Origin of the sequence: Sphingobacterium sp. UGAL515B_05 (assembly GCF_033097525.1) — a bacterium.
Taxonomy (GTDB): domain Bacteria; phylum Bacteroidota; class Bacteroidia; order Sphingobacteriales; family Sphingobacteriaceae; genus Sphingobacterium.
This window is the reverse complement of the sequence record NZ_CP109907.1, coordinates 2,965,148-2,984,597: the sequence shown is the minus strand read 5'-3', so window position 1 is coordinate 2,984,597 and position 19,450 is coordinate 2,965,148. Positions and strand designations below refer to the sequence as shown.

Sequence of the window (19,450 nt, the reverse complement as noted above, 5' to 3'; positions counted from 1 at the left end):
GGAATGTAATGTGTTCTTTGTGTTACGAATTCCTACCGCAGCAGCTTACAAAGCCTAGCTGAGTAGATCAATCAAGCGCAAATATCCCTTGAAATGGGTTTACTTATGCCGTTGAGTTTAATATTCACACAATATTACAGTTTAATGAAAAGAATTGCGCTATTCTTCTTGTTGGCAAGCTCCATCAGCAGCTATGCACAACGTAACCTCAATTTAGAAGAAACAGTATTTGGACCTCGAACCTATGCTCCAACATCGATTGCCGGAGCATCCTGGGTCCCAAAATCAAACAACCTGTCTTATCTCGATAAATCGTACCAGAACCTATTATCCAAAAGCGCTTCCAGCAACTGGAGCGAAACAAATCTCGCTTCTAAAACAGATCTCGAAAAAGCACTAAAAACGGCTATCCCCAACGAAACATTTAATTTGCGCGTATTTCCTTACGACTACAAATGGCGCGACGGAAATGCACTATTACTGCAAGTTGAAGGAAAAGATAAAACCTATACGGTAGCTTACAACATTAAATCAAAAAATATTGAAAGTTTTATCGGTAATGACAACAAGGGAGCGAATCGTGAGATCAGTTCGGATTTTTCAAAAATCGCCTATTTAGTAGACAACAACATCGCAATTGTTGACAAAAACGGCAAAATTACCGCTGTAACCAACGATACAGACAAAGGGATTGTCAATGGAAGCGATTATACACACCGTCAAGAATTTGGCATCAAGAAAGGAATGTGGTGGAACAATCAAAATGACAAACTGCTGTACTACCACAAAGACGAGACGATGGTTGCCAATTATCCGTTACCGCAATGGAGTCCGAAAATTGCGGATATCAAATGGATCAAATACCCCATGACAGGCCAAAAATCAGAAGAAGTTTCTTTGATCGTTTACAATACCACCACTGGTCAAAAGGTAACCCTTCAAACCGGCGAGCATTCAGAGCAATATTTAACCATGGTTACTTGGGATCCTTCTGGTAAATACATCTACGTCGGAGTACTTAACCGTGGGCAAAATGATCTTAAAGTCAACAAATACAATGCAGAAAACGGTTCCTTCGTCAAAACCCTGTTCGAAGAAACTGCGACAACTTGGGTTGAGCCAGAAAACCCATTGACATTTTTACCAAACAAACCGGATCAATTCCTTTATCAATCCGATAAAGAGGGCTATAATCAACTTTACCTCTATAACACGGAAGGTAATTTGATCAAAAAATTAGGCTATAAAGACATTGTTATGGAGTCATTGCTTGACTTTTCGGCTGATGGCAACAAAGTAAGTTACACGGGAGTCACCAACAACGGTTTAGATCGCCAATTATTTGAAGTCGATCTAAAATCAGGGAAAACGGTTCAATTAACGAATGAATCCGGCATACACCATGCTGCGCTAAGTGGCGATGGCAAGTACATCTATGATCAATATAGCAATTTAAAAACACCAAATAAAGTTCAGATCAAAGAAGTAAAATCTGCTAAAGAAACAACCTTAGTCAATGCAGAAAATCCTTTTGCCGGAAAAATAAATAATCCTAAAATAGAATTTGTACAGTTGACATCTGCAGATGGAAAATACCCATTGACAGGACGCATCATTTATCCCAACGATTTTGATCCTGCGAAAAAATACCCCGTCATGTACTATTTGTACGGCGGATCACATTCGCAGCTGGTTTCCAACAAATGGCTAGGAGGCGCTGGTTATTTTGATATGTATATGGCCCAACAAGGATATATTGTGTTTACCATGGACAATCGTGGCACAAATTACAGAGGCCGTGATTTCTATACTGCTACGCATCGCAACCTCGGTCAAAATGAAATGGCCGACCAGATGAAAGGAATTGAGTTCCTAAAATCAAAATCTTTTGTTGACCAACAACGCATGGGTATTTTCGGATGGAGCTTCGGTGGTTTTATGACAACTTCCTTCATGTTACATCATAACGATATTTTTAAGGCTGCTGTAGCAGGAGGCCCAGTAATCGACTGGAAATTTTATGAGGTTATGTACGGCGAACGTTACATGGACACTCCACAAGAAAATCCCGAAGGATATAAATTGACTTCTCTGCTCAACAAGGCCGATCAACTGAAAGGGAGACTATTGATTATTCATGGTGCACAAGACCCTGTCGTTGTACAACAAAACAGCATGGAGTTTTTAGAAGCGTGTATTAAAGCCGGAAAGCAGGTAGATTATTTTCTATACCCGACTCATGAACACAATGTGATGGGGAAAGACCGTATTCATATGTACGAAAAAATTGCAGACTACTTCAATCAACACCTCAAAAACCCATCCTAAAACTCAGGAAAGTAAGAAAAACCAAAAAAGGGTTATCCAAGCTTTTTGGATAACCCTTTTTTATGCAATTTAATACAGTTAACAATCTGACTAGGCCTTCTTACACGTCTGGAAATTATCGCTATTATCCTCCCGCTCAAAAACTGGTCTAACGACAGCCCAAGTGCTGATCACGCTATCCAGCTACGCAAAGGAAAGGCGATCCTTAAAAACAAGTTATTCAATAGTCAATGCAGCTCCTCATCCAAGCCTTCAGATAAGCTATACAATGTCCAATGTTTTGTTTTTATTGACTGAGATTCTCTTCGAAGCAATTGGATGAAATCCCGCACACCGAGTTCTTCATTCCCATTACCATGAATCAGAACAATACTTCCGTTCTTGGCTTGCTGCCCTTTAGCCAACCATGCATCTGAACCAACCGCAATAAGACCATAAGACAACAGCCGTTCAATAATATTCCGATCTGAAACTAAGCCCGGACAACGAAAAAAAACGGAAGGCATAAGCCCATTTTTTAGCATTAATTTTTCATTTTCCAATACCTCATAATTTAGATTCGTATTTTTAGAAAGTAGAAAATTGGACGTCAAAGGCTTACTATTAAAAACGTGGTCGTACGTGTGATTGATCCAGGTAATCTTTATACCCTTCGTATCCAATGACTTTAGCCATTCCAGATCTGCAGCATGATTTAGCATCCATTTACCCGAAACAGAAACGGCCAGTGGCAGGGTGCTATCAATTCCCTTAAACGCAAGGAGAAGATCCTCAAAAATAGCTTTGTCCAAAGGTTTATGTGAAGGGCATAGATCAATAGTCAAATTAATACCAGCCTCTTTGGGAAGACTAAAATTCAGTCCCGCATCCTGTAAGTTATTTTCAGTTTTTCTAACCAAGGAAAAACAACTTTCATATACCGAACCACTTAGACTTTTCGTAACCTGAGCCGCATCTTTATACAGAACGCTGACTGAACGATCTCCTACTACACGCGTTTGCAATGTAGCAGGATCTACCGCTAAATAATATTTTACAGCATTTGTCCTGAAACTACGGATCCCCACCAGTGATTTATTGTTTTCACGAAGGATTAACCACTCGGTTCTGTAGTTTTCCAAATTAGTAAATGAAACCTGTCCATAAGAGAATAGGGCACATATCAAAAATAGACAAACAAAAATGAGCTGTTTCATCATCAGTTACCACTTGTTCTTTTTGATTGTAGATTTGTTGGCCATACCGTCTGCTTGCCATCCTTATCGATTGGCAATATGATCTTTTCCCGGGAGACCAAAGTTGGTTCTTCACAGGCTAGGTAAGTTAAAATCGCAACGATAATGGCGTTTTGTTTCACCTCATCAAAAACAATCTTATCGTAGGTATCGCGATTGGTATGCCAGGTCACTTTACCATAATCCCAGGAAGTGGAAGAGAGCCCAAAGGCTGGAATTCCTTTTTGAACGAAAGAAGAATGATCGCTCCCTCCCGTCCCCGGCATGCCCGGAAAACTGGTTTGGATTTCATTACGGAACTCTTCAGGCAAATATTGCAGCCAGCGGCTAATGTATTCGTAGGACTTTTCAAAACCACTCCCCCCGATACGAACAATTCGCCCCGTCCCGTTATCCTGATTCCATACGACCTGTATATTTTTAGCGATCTCGGGATGGTCTTCGACAAATGCAGAAGAACCGTTCAGCCCCTGTTCCTCACTACCCCAGTTACCGACCAAAATCGTTCTTTTATTTTCCGGATAAACCTTTCTTAAAATACGGACTGCCTCCATCATTGTAATCACCCCGGTAGCATTGTCTGTAGCACCCGAAGCGCCGTCCCAAGAATCTAGATGTGCCGAAAGCACAACATATTCGTTCGGTTTTTCTTTTCCTTTGATCTCCGCAATACTATTATAGGTTTTTGATGTCCCAAGCTCTTTTGAATTTCCCTGTAGCGATACCCGAGGTTTGACTCCATGCTCTGCCATGCGGTATAACAGGCCATAATCTTCCAAGCCGACATTAAATACAGGAATTTGTTTGGACTTTGCATCAAAAATCCGCGTGATACCTGGCAACTCCGTCCAGTAGGAATCAATAACACCAACTGCCCCGGCATTCTCCAGGGCCAATGGCAATGTCCGACGGGTGCTTCCTGTGTAGGACATACTCGCCTCCCATTTTTTCAACTGATTATTTTTTAAGGTTTGATATTTTTCATAACCTTTCGGGGAAGCAGACTCCTTCCAGTTGGCATCAGATCTTCCAGACAGTGGATTCATCCCAATCAATACAATCTTGCCTTTAATTGTTTTAAGCCAGGACTGAAAATCGGATTGGGAGCTAAATAACGGCATAGCGACCACTTCGGCTTCGACCCCTTTCTCCTTTGTCATAGGGCTAAAAGCCAACTGCGTACCTTCTAACGACTTTATTCTCGGATAGGTCATCGTCACTTGAGAAGTTCCCCGTTCCCAGGAACGCCATTCACCATAGGGCTCATTACGCGCCTGTGCGCCAAGGGCATTGTAATTTTTGACGACCCAATCGTGCGCCTGCTGCATTTGTGGACTCCCGACAAGACGGGGGCCAATCATATCGACAAGCTCAAACGCATACTTCTCCAATTGTGAATTTGCATTTGCCTCCTGGACAATTGACGAGACCATCGCTTCCTTATGCTGCGCAAAAATACTTGAAGTGCTCAACAATAAAAGAGCTAGTCCCAAAGATTTCATTCCACGATGTTTCATTGCATCTATCTTCATGTGTATATCAGTATATATTTTATAGTTATCCGTTAATAAGCAGATTCCACAAGCGTAAACTACTTTTCCGTACATTCTGTTTGCCCCCAAATAAGAAGCCTCTGAAAAAGACAGCATTTTTGGCAACTATAGTTAATCAGAAACCCAAAGTTTCCTGTGATTGGTTTTCCCGAAAATTACTAAAGAATTCTTAAAAAAGCACACTCATTTTTAATCCAGTCAAATTATAAAGTTTTATTTCACTAAAAAACTTAAAACCAGTGCATAAAAAAGCCTGAAAAGAATCTTTCCAGGCTTTACTAAATATAGATATGAGGGTTGATTAGTTACACTGCTTCTACTTTGGATTTTTCGTAGCTCTCTTGGTGAACCGAGGCTACAGCTCTTCCAGATGGGTCATTCAGATTCTGGAAAGAAGCATCCCAAGCTAAGGCTTCTGGCGTACTGCATGCGACAGATTTTACCGAAGGAACAGTTTGTGCTGCCGCTGTTGAAGGAAAATGAGACTCGAAAATTGTCCGATATAAAAATTCCTCTTTATTTTTCGGTGTGTTTATCGGAAAGCGCGATGAGGCCTCGGCAAATTCCTGATCAGAAACTTTATTTTCAGCCTGCTCTTTCAGGGTATCAATCCAGCTATAGCCTACACCATCAGAAAATTGCTCTTTTTGGCGCCATGCGATGCTCTCCGGCAAGTAGTCTTCAAATGCCTTCCGTACAACCCATTTCTCCATTCTTCCTTCGCGAATCATTTTATCGGCAGGATTGATGCGCATGGCAATATCCATAAATTCTTTATCCAAGAAAGGCACACGTCCTTCTACTCCCCAAGCTGCAAGTGATTTATTTGCCCGCAGACAGTCGTACAGATAAAGCTTTTTCAGCTTACGTACTGTTTCCTCATGAAATTCCTGCGCATTAGGTGCTTTATGAAAATAAAGATATCCGCCGAAAAGCTCGTCTGATCCTTCGCCCGACAACACCATTTTGATGCCCATGGATTTGATTACACGAGCTAATAAGTACATTGGTGTAGAAGCACGTACCGTTGTGACGTCATAAGTTTCCAGGTGATAGATCACATCGCGAATAGCATCCAATCCTTCTTGGATTGTAAAGTTGATCTCGTGGTGTATCGTTCCGATATGATCTGCAGCCTTTTGTGCTGCAATGAGATCCGGTGCCCCCTTCAGTCCCACCGCAAATGAATGTAATTGAGGATACCAAGCATCTTCTTTATCGTCACTTTCAATACGTTTGGAGGCAAACTTCTTCGTTACCGCCGCAATAACGGATGAATCCAATCCACCAGACAGTAGTACACCGTAAGGTACATCTGACATCAATTGACGATGTACCGCATCTTCCAAAGCTTTGCGCAAAACGGCGATATCGGTCTCGTTGTCTTTTACGACGTCGTAAGTTTCCCAATCACGTTGGTACCAACGCTGCGGAGTTTTCCCAGTTTTGCTATACAAGTAATGTCCCGGAGGAAATTGTTCAATCGTCGTACAGAAACCTTCCAGTGATTTTAATTCAGATGCAACAAACAACTGTCCCTGTTCATCTTCACCGTAATATAAAGGGATAATACCCATATGGTCACGTGCAACAAAAAAGGAATCATCACGCGAATCATAGAGTGCAAATCCAAAAATGCCATTTAATTCATCTACAAAAGAGGGGCCTTTTGCTAAATATAAAGCCAAAACAACTTCAGAGTCACTTTGAGTCGAAAAATCATAGTCGGGAAGACTATTTCTTAATTCATGGTGGTTATAGATCTCGCCATTAACTGCTAGTACAACTTTACCATCCGGACTGTACAAAGGTTGACTTCCAGATTTGGGATCAACGATAGCTAATCTCTCGTGTGCCAACAATGCTTTCTCACCAGTAAAGATGCCCGACCAATCAGGACCACGGTGACGAATACGTTTTGACATTTCTAATACTTGAGATCTCAATGAGCTTGCAGGTTGCTTTAATTCAAAAGCGCCAATAATTCCACACATATTATGAAAATTTTAAATATTTCGTTTTTACATTATGTTATTGACACAAAGTAAAACAATTAAAAACTAAATTCATAATGTTTTTTAATTTTTATTGTGTTTTTATTAAAAATACACTCATAAACAAACAAAATTATCAACGAAACACTTATTTGTTTACAATAATCACACAATAGATTAACAGTTGATCTGCGGATTTATCGTTAAATTGACGTCATAATCAAATAACCAGGACATGGATCTAATTAGAACCTTCTATAGTGAGCTTGCGCTCACACCACAGGAATTAACGGCCATCACGGAGAAACACGAAGCCCTAACCGTAAAAAAAGGCGATTTTATATTGACCAAAGGACAGGTTTCAAATGCTTATTACTTAATCGAATACGGACTTACACGCTCCTTTTTACATGATTACGAAGGTAATGAAGTTACCATCGGCTTCTGTAGTGACAATGACGTTGTCATTGAAGTGGCTTCTTTTTTTCAACGCAATCCAACGGTGGAAAATATACAGGCGCTCATGGAAACCCGTCTCTGGAAAATAAAATTTGAAGATTTTCAGGAACTCTTTCATCAGATTCCTGAATTTAGGGAATGGGGCCGTTCCTGGATGGCTAAAGAACTTGTTCACAGTAAAAATAGAGCTATTGCCATGATTACAGAACCTGCTACTGCCCGCTATCTACGCCTGATTAAGGAAAAACCAATATTGATACAGCAAGCCCCCTTAAAACATATCGCATCTTACTTGGGTATCACTGACACTTCCCTAAGCCGTATTCGAAAGGAAATTGTTCACGGAAATTAATCCTTTTTATTGAATTAAGGACTACTTTTTTAAATCTTGCCTTAAGGCAAGATTTTTAAGAAAACTTCAGTTTAATTTTACGAATGTACTCCCACGCTATTTATTATAGTCCCCTGGGAAGAATAATTGAGAAAAAGAACGAAAAGAAGTAATCATTATATTCAAAAATTAGAAATCATGGCAAAATTACACGCTTACCTAAATTTCAACGGAAACTGTGAAGAAGCATTCAATTTTTATGAAAAAGTCTTCAACACAAAAAATCCTGGCTACATGCGTTATGGCGATATCCCTGCTGACCCACAAATGCCACCTGTTCCAGATGAAGCCAAAAACAAAATCTGTCATACCGCAATTTCGATCAATGGAGACAGCATGCTGATGGGTGCTGATGTCATTCCTGCCTTTGGACAACAATACATTCAAGGAAACAACAGCTATGTCATGCTGATGTGTGAAAGCAGCACAGAGGCAAAAACATTATATGATGCACTGAGTACCAATGCAAAGGTGGTTGAAATGCCGCTCGGCGAAACGTTCTTTGCCGAACTATACAGCGCTTTTCAAGATCAATTTGGCATTTGCTGGATGGTTTATTTTGGCGGAAATAAAGAAGAAGATTGCGAAAGTAAGCCTTAAGCAAGCGAAACCGTCCGTAATATATTTGGCAAAAAAAAGGGCGGTAACAACAGTTTACCGGCCTTTCTATTTTCGATGACTTCTACCTATTTACGCGATCTCAATTGAACCTATCGCTACTGGAAGTCGTCTATTTCATCTCGAGCTTACACCCTCCAGATTGACTATTATTTCTTTACCAATACCTCTTGCTCAAATAGGATCCCATCCCAGCCATTCGTCCTAAATTGACGAATGTTCTGATGTCCCTCTCCCTCAGGATTATCGAGTACATTCTGATAATGCTCGGCAAAAAGGCGTAAGGTATCCTCCTTTGAAAGACTATTCAACCGGGCAAAATAGAAAACTTTTGCACTACCTTGATTTTCTTCTTTCGAATTTTTCAGCGTCCCATTCTGAAATGCACTGGGACTATAGCTATACTGATCGGCAATATGCGCCAATACTTCCTGAAACTGTAATTCGCTTCCTTTTGATTTAATCAATAATTCTGCTGTATTCATCTTGATGTTATACCTTTTAAAATCTATTCTAATTTAATTTCTCAACCATAAACCTGAATGAACAGGTATTAAACGCTCTTAAATAACTCCATGAAGCGAGCCTCCCTTTGCAGCAAGCTGATCCACACGTCTTTCTACCGCTTCATCTTTAATCAAAGCCGGGGCATGATGGGGTTTTGTTCGCGCATCAATAATCAGTGGACCTTCACAACCCCAATGTTTAAATGCTGTAAAACTATTTATTCCATAAATATCATACGCAGGATTACTCCGGGTAAATGTTGTCCAAACAAAGTTATTGACAGTAGCAGCGGTAAAGTTAGCATCATCACATAAAACAATCAACGGAAAACCTTCCCAGGAGCTTGCAGCGGCAGCGCGACACCATTCCGCCATAATTTTCGATTCGCTCTCGTATGTGGAGAATGCCTGTCCATCGATCGCAATCACACCTGGTATGACAAATTTTGCCTGATTAAAAGGACGTGGCAGCTCAAAATTGGCTGGCAATTCACGGCCTAATGTTCTTTTCTTTGTACCAGCGGCAGCAAAAACCACCTTTGAACCGGCATTTAGTCCATCTCCAGAATAATCCAAGGTATCAATAGTCGTATTGGTCTGAAAATGAACATCTCGAGAAAGGTCTATGCGTTCAAGGATATGCCCCAAAAACGCCGGAATATCATAAATATCCAATTGCGGATTATCTTCATGTGCTGAAATAAACAAATATTTAGCAAGGCTGAGCTGGTTTTTACCCAGTATCTGATTGGCTATTGTTAAAATTTCCTGCGGTCGATCGACACGCTGATAAGGCGTATACCGCTCAGATCCTATTGCAAAAAGCAAGGGATGTACGCCAGCTGCATCAACAGCATTAACTGCATGGAGACCTGAAATCTCCTTTGGAATAGCCGCACCCGTAATTTCGTGGATTAAAGCACCAAAGCTCGTATCTTCCTGCGGTGGTCGGCCCACAACTGTAAAAGACCAAATTGGATTTTTCTTGTGGTACACATTATGCACCTTCATCAACGGAAACGGATGCGTTAAGCTATAATAGCCGATATGGTCACCAAAAGGACCTTCTGGTTTATTTTCGTTGGGATAAACGGTACCTGTAATAACAAAGTCCGCATCCGCAGAGATGCAAAAGCCTTCATCATCATAAAAATAGCGGAATCTTCTATTTCCCAATGCCCCGGCAAAGATCATCTCAGAGAGTCCTTCCGGTAGCGGCATTACTGCAGACAAGGGATGGGCTGGAGGCCCGCCGACAAAAATACTCACCTTTAGAGGTTTACCGAGTGCATTTGCCTTAGTTTGATGAATCCCAATACCACGATGCAATTGATAATGTAAACCAATCTCCTGATCGGGCAGATAATCGTTCCCGGAAAGCTGAATGCGATACATCCCCAAATTAGCCTGCATAATACCAGGTTTGGCTACATCTTCGGTATATACCTGCGGCATCGTCACAAAAGCGCCACCGTCCATTGGCCAGTTGACAATCTGCGGAAGTTTACTAATTGATGTTTTTCCGTAAAGTATGGGAGCCCCCGACTTTTTTTTCCAGGGTAAAGCTCCAAGAGCCGTCATCGATGAACCAATATATTGAAAGGGATTTCTCAGCACCGCGGCAGGATTCATCTTAACATCCACCAATTTCTTCAGGTGATCCAACGAATCCCGAAACATAAACTTCGAACGATCCAGCGTTCCAAATAAATTAGATACAGCGGGAAACTCCGAACCTTTGATATTTTCAAAATACAATGCTGGTCCTTCAACATCAAATACCCGCATATGAATTGCAGCCATTTCCAGATACGGATCGACCTCTTCTTTGATCCGGATTAAATGACCATGTTTTTCAAGATCCGCAACACATGCTTCTAAACTATTGTATCCCATATATTAAATCTGCTTCAACACGTTAATCCACAAATTTAACAGAATAATTGATTAAACAGGCTATAAAGAAAAAACCTTTAGCAATCTGCTATCCCACTCCCCTACAATCGTCTACTACTGACCATAAATGGCCAAAACAGCCTAAAAGCAACGTTCAAACAAAAACAAGCGCATCGAGTAAGTGCTTCAGCAGCCCACTAGGTATCCATGCAGACATAGGTTTTCAATGGTGTGAATTCAAACGATTGTACATTCTGCCAGGTCGAATTATCTACATTTTTTTCATAGTAAAGTACCCTCCTAAATTCATCGATATCTTCCTTATTAATATCGTTCAGCCTTGTCAGCAACAGTTTGGCAAAGAATTTATTAACACCTATCTCCCTTTTTTGACCTTCGGAGGTGCATTTTAGGAAATGGTAAAATAAACCTCTAAATGTCATTTCTTCATTGCCGCCGAGGTAAATCACTTCCGATATAAAATTATTTTCCCAAGGCATTTCCCGCAGCCAACGGTATACATCGAGCAAAGGCAGCGGTCGAAACTTCAGCGAAGCCACCCAGTTCCAGTAAAATATGGTCTGCCGTTTGGCAAGTTTCGCAAATATCCGATTCAAAACACTCTCTTTCCCGATCACGCTACTTTTAATCACAATGGTATATTGGACACGTAAGTTCTCCAGCAGATCACGTACAGGCTCCAAGAAATGTTCATCCATTAACCGAGCAACATAGATCACACGATTATTGCCGGCACGTTTACAAATTTCTACAAAATTGCGCAGGCCGAGCAGTTCAAGCTGAAGCTGTATATCGTTGTCAAGCGAGGGAACTTGCGTAAAATAAATCCCAAAATTGAGATCAGTAATCTGAAAATTCTCAAAGGCTTCTCCTTTTCGCAACAGATCCAATTCAAAAAGCTTTGCCGTAACCTTTTCCTTCACGATTTTATTAAAAAGGGATAAGTTACGTACCAATCCCGTTACATCAAAATCTCCGGATTGCAAGTAACAGGATGCCCGTCGTCCCAAATAGGTATTTAGCCCGCTGATTAAAACCTTTTTCATTCGAATTCTCTATATTTATCGCGATGAAACCATCCTAATTTAACGGTTCATTCTCACTACAGTGAGCCATTAATTGCGATCATTTCTTCCCAGTAAGCTGTATTTATGTATTATCTTCTCAATCTCTTAAACGAACAAAATCCCTAGGATGGTTTCATCAGTGATGCAGCTATCTTTTCCATGTTTTTCTTACGCTTTTAATCGTGTGCCCCAATCGTCTCTAGAGCAACAGCAATGACTTACAAATATCACAATTCCCTGATTTTAGAACAGAGAAACATCAAATAAGTTTAACACTATTTTGATTTTTTCCTAACCCCAAGCGTGCAGATCAGCTACACTACTGCCGCCATTGTCCTTTTTTTGTCAATTCACGCATAAATACTTTCAAGAACACAATATCCTTATATATTTGTAAATCTTCTGAAAATAGGCTGCACTAAAAAGTATTTATCTTCACCTCTATGGACAAAAGGGCTACAATGATCTGGTTTCGAAATGATTTAAGACTTCATGACAATGAAGTATTCTATCAAGCTTCTGAAAAAAGTTCATTTATTATCCCGGTGTACTGCTTTGACCCTCGATATTTTGACCGCAATCAGTTTGGCACCTTAAATACAGGAGTTTTACGAGCAGCCTTTGTCATTGAAGCCGTAACTGCTTTAAAAGAAAAATTAAAGAGTCATGGTAGCGACTTACTAACGTACATCGGCAAACCTGAAGATATTATTCCTAGAATAGCACAAAAATACCAGGTCAACGAAGTTTATCACCACCGCGAAGTAGCTCTTCGGGAGACTTCTATTTCCGAAAAAGTAGAAAGTGAGCTTTGGAGCAGCAAGATCAATCTGCGTCATTTCATAGGCCACACCCTTTACCACAAGGAAGACCTTCCTTTCCCTATTAAAGATATACCCAATGGTTTTTCTATGTTCAAGAAAAAAGTTGAGCGGGAAAGTCTAGTTCGGCAACCGATCCCATTCCCGACCAATTTCCTCACCCCTCCTCATCTCGAGGACACCAAAATCCCATCATTAAAAGATTTAGGCTATTCAGAGGAGGAAATCAAATCTGTAGATGACATCTATATTCTCGGTGGCGAAGACACAGCGCTTAGTATTATGCATTCGCTTTTATCCACTTTTCCAGAAACGGAGCAGGATCCGATTATATTAGGGCCATTTATTGCCGCTGGAGCTTTGTCTCCAATACTTCTCTACAACAATATCAAAAAATTAGGAGAAGGAAAAAAAGACAAACGATTTGAGAAAATAATAGATATTCTACTTTGGCGGGATTATTTCCGATTTATGCTTAAAAAATATCCTAATATATTTTTTAAAACACAGGGTACCAAAAGCACGGGTATAATTGATATACCAGCATTAAATGTAAATGCCGAGCGTTTTGAGAAGTGGAAATCAGGTCAGACAGATCACGATTTTATCAATAGTACCATGATACAGTTAAAAAAAACGGGGTATATTCCTTACCAGGCTGGATTGATCGCAGCCAGCTATTTGGTACATGAGTATCAGGTAAACTGGCTTCTTGGAGCTTCCTGGTACGAAGAGCACCTATTGGACTATTCTCCCGCAACTGTTTATGGCCAATGGTCTCATATTGCTGGGGTTGGAACAAGTGAAAAAGACAATAAGGCACTAGACTGGCAAAAATTGATCAAAACCCACTTCCCAAATGGACTTCCTAAACTGGATGAAATATTGGTTAAATAAATCTTCGGCAGAAATAAATAATTCCAATAGAAAATAAATTTGTAGTGCGCTGGAAGGCCCTTTTAAATCATGCTAAAAATGTTAAGAATTGGATAGATTTATTGATTAAATTATTCAATTTCAGTATTAGAAACTCTTTTTTTATTCATAACTTTGACAAATTTCATAGTTTTAATTGTAAATGGACAATCTGACATATTTGAGTAATGCTGATTCGGCTTATGTCGATGGCTTATATCAATCGTACAAGCAAGATCCCCAATCGGTAGATTTCGGATGGCAAAAATTCTTTGAAGGTTTTGATTTCGGTCAAAATGCTGGTGGAACAACAAGTTCAGTAGGCGAAGCTACTCCTGAGCACGTATTGAAAGAAATCAATGTGCTGAACATGATCAATGGTTACCGCGACCGTGGCCACCTATTCACACACACGAACCCTGTTCGTGAGCGACGTAAATACTATCCTGGTAAGGAATTGGAAACGTTTGGTCTTGCCGAAGCAGACATGAATACCGTTTTTAATGCAGGTGTTGAAGTCGGTTTAGGTCCAGCAACATTAAAAGACATCCGTCAATTGGTGGAGGATACTTACTGCCGTTCTATTGGTGCAGAATTCAAATATATCCGTAACCCAGAGAAAATTAAATGGTTACAGGACCGTATGGAAGCGGACCGTAACATGCCAAAATTCTCTTTGGACACAAAAAAGAGAATTTTAAACAAATTAAACCACGCCGTTGTATTCGAGAACTTTTTGGGCACTAAGTTTCTAGGTCAAAAACGTTTCTCATTGGAAGGTGCGGAAAGTTTAATCCCAGCATTAGATTCTGTCATTGAAAAAGGTGCAGAAATCGGTATCCAGGAATTTGTTATCGGTATGGCTCACCGTGGCCGTCTGAATGTATTGACGAATATCATGGGTAAATCTTACAAATCAGTATTCTCTGAATTTGAAGGTAAGACTTACGCTGATGATCCTGAAGTAAACTTTGGTGGTGACGTAAAATACCATTTAGGATTCTCTTCTGAGGTTAAAACAAACGATGGTAAATCTGTCCACTTAAGTTTGGCACCGAACCCTTCGCATCTGGAAACAGTAGATCCAATCGTTGAAGGTATGGTCCGTTCTAAGATTGATTTCAAATACGAAGGTGACTCTTCTAAAATTGCACCGATCATCATTCATGGTGATGCAGCCATTGCTGGACAGGGTGTAGTCTACGAAGTAACCCAAATGTCCAAACTCGATGGTTACAAAACTGGCGGTACGGTACATATTGTCATCAACAACCAGATCGGATTTACAACAAACTATAAAGACGCCCGTTCAGGAACATACTGTACAGACGTAGCAAAAATCACTTCTTCACCAGTGTTCCATGTGAACGGTGATGATGCTGAAGCGGTAGTTTATGCGATTAATTTAGCTGTTGAATACCGTCAAAAATATAAAACAGACGTATTTATCGATCTGTTATGTTATAGAAGATTTGGACACAATGAGGCTGATGAACCAAAATTCACGCAACCATTGTTGTATAAAATCATCGAAAAACATCCGAACCCGAAAGAAGTTTACGCTAAAAAATTAATTACTGAAGGAAGTATTGACGAGGCGTATTCTAAAAATATCGAGAAAGAATTTAAAGCTGAATTGCAAACTAAATTTGAGGAAGCTAAAACAGTTGAAGTATTGACTGAAGAGATCCCGATGTTTAAAGGTGCATGGGAAGGATTACGTCCTGCTAAAAAAGGTGAAGTATTAACAACTTCGGATAAAACGAAAGTTGCAAAGGATCTATTCTTAAAATTAGCGAAAGAAATCACAACCTTACCTTCGGACAAAAAATTCTTCCGTAAGATTACACGTTTATTTGAAGATCGTGCCAAAATGATCACTGCTGATTCATACGATTGGGCAATGGGTGAATTGATGGCTTACGCGACATTATTGGATCAAGGTAACCGTGTTCGTATCTCGGGTCAGGATGTACAACGTGGTACATTCTCACACCGTCATGCGGTATTGACGCTTGAAGATTCGGAAGAGAAATATGTTCCTTTAGCCAATATTAAAGGTGGCGATAAATTCTCTATCTACAATTCGTTACTTTCAGAATATGCTGTTTTGGGATTTGAATATGGTTATGCATCTTCTAATCCAAATTCGTTGACAATCTGGGAAGCTCAATTCGGAGATTTCTATAACGGTGCTCAAATCATCGTCGATCAATATTTATCGAGTGCAGAGACAAAATGGAAACGTTCTAACGGTTTAGTTATGATGCTTCCTCATGGTATGGAAGGTCAAGGTCCTGAGCACTCTTCAGCACGTATCGAAAGATTCTTAGAGTTATGTGCAGATGAGAATATGATCTTAGCAAACTGTACTACTCCGGCTAACTATTTCCACTTGTTGCGTCGTCAACTGGTACGTGAGTTCCGTAAACCATTGGTTGTATTTACGCCAAAATCATTGTTGCGCCACCCTAAAGTGGTATCACCGTTGAAAGATTTTACAGAAGCTGCTTTCCAAGAGGTAATTGATGATGCAAATGTTGCGGCGAAAGACGTTAAACGCGTGTTATTCTGTTCGGGTAAAGTTTACTACGACTTATTAGAAAAACAAGAAACGGACAAACGCAAAGATGTCGCTATCGTGAGATTGGAACAATTATTCCCAATTCCTACAGAGCAATTGAAAGCAATCCGTAAAAAATACAACAAGGCAAAAGAATTTGTTTGGGTTCAGGAAGAAAATGAGAACATGGGCGCATGGTCTTACTACTGCCGTAAACTCATGGGTACTGAGATTGCATTTACAGGTTTTGTTGCCCGTAAAGAAAGTGGAAGTACAGCAACAGGTTATATGAAACAACACGTTGCACAACAAGCAGAGATCTTAAATAAATCATTCGAATAAAAACAATTTAAAATCAATTGCGTCTTAGCTATAGGACGCAATTGTCAATAAAGAACATTATATATGAGCTTAGAAATTAAAGTACCAACCGTAGGTGAATCAATCACGGAGGTAACCTTATCACAATGGTTGAAACAAGATGGCGATTATGTGGAGATGGATGAAAACATCGCCGAACTGGAATCAGACAAAGCAACGTTTGAATTACCAGCTGAAAAAGCGGGTATCTTAAGAATCATTGCACAAGAAGGTGATACTTTAGAAATCGGTGCTGTTGTTTGTACAATTGAAGAAGGTGCTGCTCCTGCCGGTGGTTCAGCTCCAGCTGCTGCCCCTGCTGCAGAAGCGTCAAATGCAGCTCCAGTAGCGGCTGCCGCTGCAAAAGATGAAGATCCAGATAGCTACGCTGCTGGTACTGCTTCTCCTGCTGCTGCAAAAATCTTAAGAGAAAAAGGAATTGATCCTTCTACAATAAAAGGAACAGGTAAAGAAGGTCGCATCACAAAAGAAGATGCAGAAAAAGCTCAACCTGTTGCTAAAGCCGCTGCTCCAGCAGCTAAACCTGCTGCCGCTCCAGCTGCAACAGTTGCTCCGGTAGCGGGCTCTAGAAACGAACGTCGTGAGAAATTATCTTCATTACGTAAAACAATCGCAAAACGCTTAGTTGCCGTTAAAAACGAAACGGCTATGTTGACAACATTCAATGAAGTCAATATGCAGCCGATCATGGATCTTCGTGCTAAATATAAAGATACCTTTAAAGAGAAATTTGGAATCGGCCTTGGCTTCATGTCATTCTTTACAAAAGCTGTAACAACGGCATTAGCTGAATGGCCTGCGGTAAATGCACGTATCGAAGATAATGAGATTGTATATTCTGATTTTGCAGACGTTTCAATCGCAGTTTCTGCACCCAAAGGTTTGGTTGTTCCGGTTATCCGTAATGCTGATGCCATGTCATTGGAGCAAATTGAAAAAGCAATTGCTACATTGGCAGGTAAAGCCCGTGACAACAAATTAACGATTGACGAGATGACTGGTGGTACATTTACAATTACCAACGGTGGTGTATTCGGATCAATGATGTCTACACCGATCATCAATGCGCCACAATCCGCAATCTTGGGTATGCACAACATCATCCAACGTCCTATTGCTGAAAATGGACAAGTGGTGATTCGTCCAATGATGTACATTGCGCTTTCTTATGATCACCGTATCATCGATGGTCGTGAGTCAGTAAGCTTCTTGGTTCGTGTAAAACAATTATTAGAAGATCCAGCTCGTTTATTGTTGGGTGTATAAGCCGCAATAAAAAGTGGAATATAAAAAGAAAAAGACCTATGCCGCAAAGCATAGGTCTTTTTCTTTTCTGAAAGAGTCTCCTATTATTGGACAGAAAGACTTTTGGTTCGCTTTCATTGCTAGTGGTGTTTGCGAAATCATGAAGGCTTTTATTTGTATCGGGATAAAGCCACATCCCTGACAAATATGAGTCGGAGATACACGAATATAAAACGCCTTTTTAATTTCTGCCTTTTAATTTATACTTTCATCTTGTTAAAGATCAAGCATATCCTAACTTCAACCGCCCTAATTATGTTATGTAAAGGCCGGAAAATGAATATGAAACTTGATAAAAAACAGGCAATATCATACAAATGAAGTATAAAAATCTACTAACAACTGTCTATCTATTGCTCGCTGTAAGGACATTGTTTGCCAACATGGCAAATCCAATGGCACCTCATAGTATCACTGGACAGCTTGTTCCGGCAGAGAAAGTGAAAGTTACCAATGAGCGTATTGACATTCACCTGACAACAGATACCATAGACTACGATACTGATTATCACAGTCATTTCAGCATTGTCTATAACATCAAGGCCGAAGAAGATATCAAATTGCCACTTGTATTTCTCGCCCTAAATATGAATGGATTGGATCGCATCCTTGTCAATGGAGACGAAATTGACGCAAAAAAAATGGATCAACCCGATGCCAACTTCCCCTTTTTACGGCTAAAAGATGGTTATTATGAAATCAGTTATGACAACGATGAATGGAAGCGTATTTCGCTGGATGATGCCTTTTATTTTACCGCTAAACTACACAAAGGAGATAACAGCATTCAGATTCAATACAGCGCTTACATGGGTTATGACCGACGGGATATTCGGACGAGATACAAAATTGACTACCTCTTATTTCCTTCCAGATATTGGTCGTCCTTTGGGCCGATTGAACTGTATCTGCACCTCGATGGGAAGATGGATGTACTTACACAGGATCTGGGAACCGCCAAATTACAGACAGATTCCATTGTTCAATGGAGAATTGATCAGGTAGAAAACAAAGAAAGTTTTCATATTGAAGTCGGCTTAAAAACCAACTTATTGGCAAAAGTAATACTTTGGTTAAGTCCCGAATTACTTGCTTTGATCGGGTCAATATGCCTGCTTTGCCTCCATATCCGATATATCTATCTAAAATATAAACTGGGTAAATACGACTATGCACTGCTCCTGGGCAATTTGATCATTCCAAGCTCTTTCTACTTCTTCATCTGGTTTTGGTCCAGTCTGGCCAACTATCTTGTCAATGGCTCTTTCGACGATAAGTCGCGTGGCTTTATCCTGTTGGTCATCTTCACCTTACCTTTGATCTACCTCGTCTATGATTTAATGTTATTTATGATCGATAGAAGCATTCGGTCTAGGCTAAACAAATAGAAAACCAGC

13 protein-coding genes are annotated in these 19,450 nt (G+C 40.2%); 7 read left to right on the top strand and 6 right to left on the bottom strand.

Going from position 1 to position 19,450, the window contains the following annotated elements; all coding sequences use genetic code 11:
- Positions 1–144: 144 nt before the first annotated feature.
- Positions 145–2,328 (top strand): S9 family peptidase, encoded by a 2,184-nt coding sequence (locus tag OK025_RS11995; RefSeq protein ID WP_317669625.1) that lies wholly within the window; start codon positions 145–147, stop codon positions 2,326–2,328.
- A 227-nt stretch (positions 2,329–2,555) separates the two neighbouring features.
- Here OK025_RS11995 and OK025_RS11990 read toward each other — a convergent pair whose 3' ends face one another.
- The 3 genes from OK025_RS11990 to asnB all read right to left on the bottom strand — a co-directional run bounded on the left by OK025_RS11990 (position 2,556) and on the right by asnB (position 7,110).
- Positions 2,556–3,527 (bottom strand): polysaccharide deacetylase, encoded by a 972-nt coding sequence (locus OK025_RS11990; RefSeq protein WP_317669624.1) that lies wholly within the window; start codon positions 3,525–3,527, stop codon positions 2,556–2,558.
- Positions 3,527–5,095, bottom strand: coding sequence for a M20/M25/M40 family metallo-hydrolase (locus tag OK025_RS11985; protein WP_317669623.1), 1,569 nt, complete (start codon positions 5,093–5,095; stop codon positions 3,527–3,529). Before OK025_RS11985 ends, OK025_RS11990 begins: the two co-directional genes overlap by 1 nt.
- Before the next feature lie 326 nt (positions 5,096–5,421).
- On the bottom strand, positions 5,422–7,110 hold the full coding sequence (asnB, locus tag OK025_RS11980) for an asparagine synthase B (RefSeq protein ID WP_317669622.1): 1,689 nt from the start codon (positions 7,108–7,110) through the stop codon (positions 5,422–5,424).
- 235 nt (positions 7,111–7,345) lie between these two features.
- Between asnB and OK025_RS11975 the strand changes: the two genes are divergently transcribed.
- Together OK025_RS11975 and OK025_RS11970 are read left to right on the top strand one after the other, a co-directional pair.
- Complete coding sequence (locus OK025_RS11975) at positions 7,346–7,921, top strand: Crp/Fnr family transcriptional regulator (RefSeq protein WP_317669621.1); 576 nt, start codon at positions 7,346–7,348, stop codon at positions 7,919–7,921.
- A gap of 177 nt (positions 7,922–8,098) precedes the next feature.
- The gene (locus OK025_RS11970) at positions 8,099–8,560 is read left to right on the top strand and encodes a VOC family protein (RefSeq protein WP_317669620.1); all 462 of its coding nucleotides are present in this window, start codon (positions 8,099–8,101) and stop codon (positions 8,558–8,560) included.
- A gap of 167 nt (positions 8,561–8,727) precedes the next feature.
- Here OK025_RS11970 and OK025_RS11965 read toward each other — a convergent pair whose 3' ends face one another.
- The 3 genes from OK025_RS11965 to OK025_RS11955 form a co-directional block, all read right to left on the bottom strand.
- A complete protein-coding gene (locus tag OK025_RS11965; protein WP_317669619.1) occupies positions 8,728–9,063 on the bottom strand; it encodes a HopJ type III effector protein in 336 nt (111 codons plus the stop codon).
- A 78-nt stretch (positions 9,064–9,141) separates the two neighbouring features.
- A complete protein-coding gene (locus tag OK025_RS11960; RefSeq protein ID WP_317669618.1) occupies positions 9,142–10,980 on the bottom strand; it encodes a UbiD family decarboxylase in 1,839 nt (612 codons plus the stop codon).
- A gap of 197 nt (positions 10,981–11,177) precedes the next feature.
- Complete coding sequence (locus OK025_RS11955) at positions 11,178–12,047, bottom strand: hypothetical protein (RefSeq protein ID WP_317669617.1); 870 nt, start codon at positions 12,045–12,047, stop codon at positions 11,178–11,180.
- A 464-nt stretch (positions 12,048–12,511) separates the two neighbouring features.
- Here OK025_RS11955 and OK025_RS11950 point away from each other — a divergent pair, with 464 nt between their 5' ends.
- The 4 genes from OK025_RS11950 (at position 12,512) to OK025_RS11935 (ending at position 19,441) form a co-directional block, all read left to right on the top strand.
- On the top strand, positions 12,512–13,786 hold the full coding sequence (locus OK025_RS11950; protein WP_317669616.1) for a deoxyribodipyrimidine photo-lyase: 1,275 nt from the start codon (positions 12,512–12,514) through the stop codon (positions 13,784–13,786).
- Between the two features lie 181 nt (positions 13,787–13,967).
- Positions 13,968–16,709, top strand: coding sequence for a 2-oxoglutarate dehydrogenase E1 component (locus OK025_RS11945; protein WP_317669615.1), 2,742 nt, complete (start codon positions 13,968–13,970; stop codon positions 16,707–16,709).
- Positions 16,710–16,772: 63 nt separating this feature from the next.
- Entirely contained in the window at positions 16,773–18,014 is a 1,242-nt protein-coding gene (odhB, locus tag OK025_RS11940) for a 2-oxoglutarate dehydrogenase complex dihydrolipoyllysine-residue succinyltransferase (protein ID WP_317669614.1), read from the top strand.
- A 356-nt stretch (positions 18,015–18,370) separates the two neighbouring features.
- Complete coding sequence (locus OK025_RS11935; protein WP_317669613.1) at positions 18,371–19,441, top strand: hypothetical protein; 1,071 nt, start codon at positions 18,371–18,373, stop codon at positions 19,439–19,441.
- Positions 19,442–19,450: the final 9 nt, after the last annotated feature.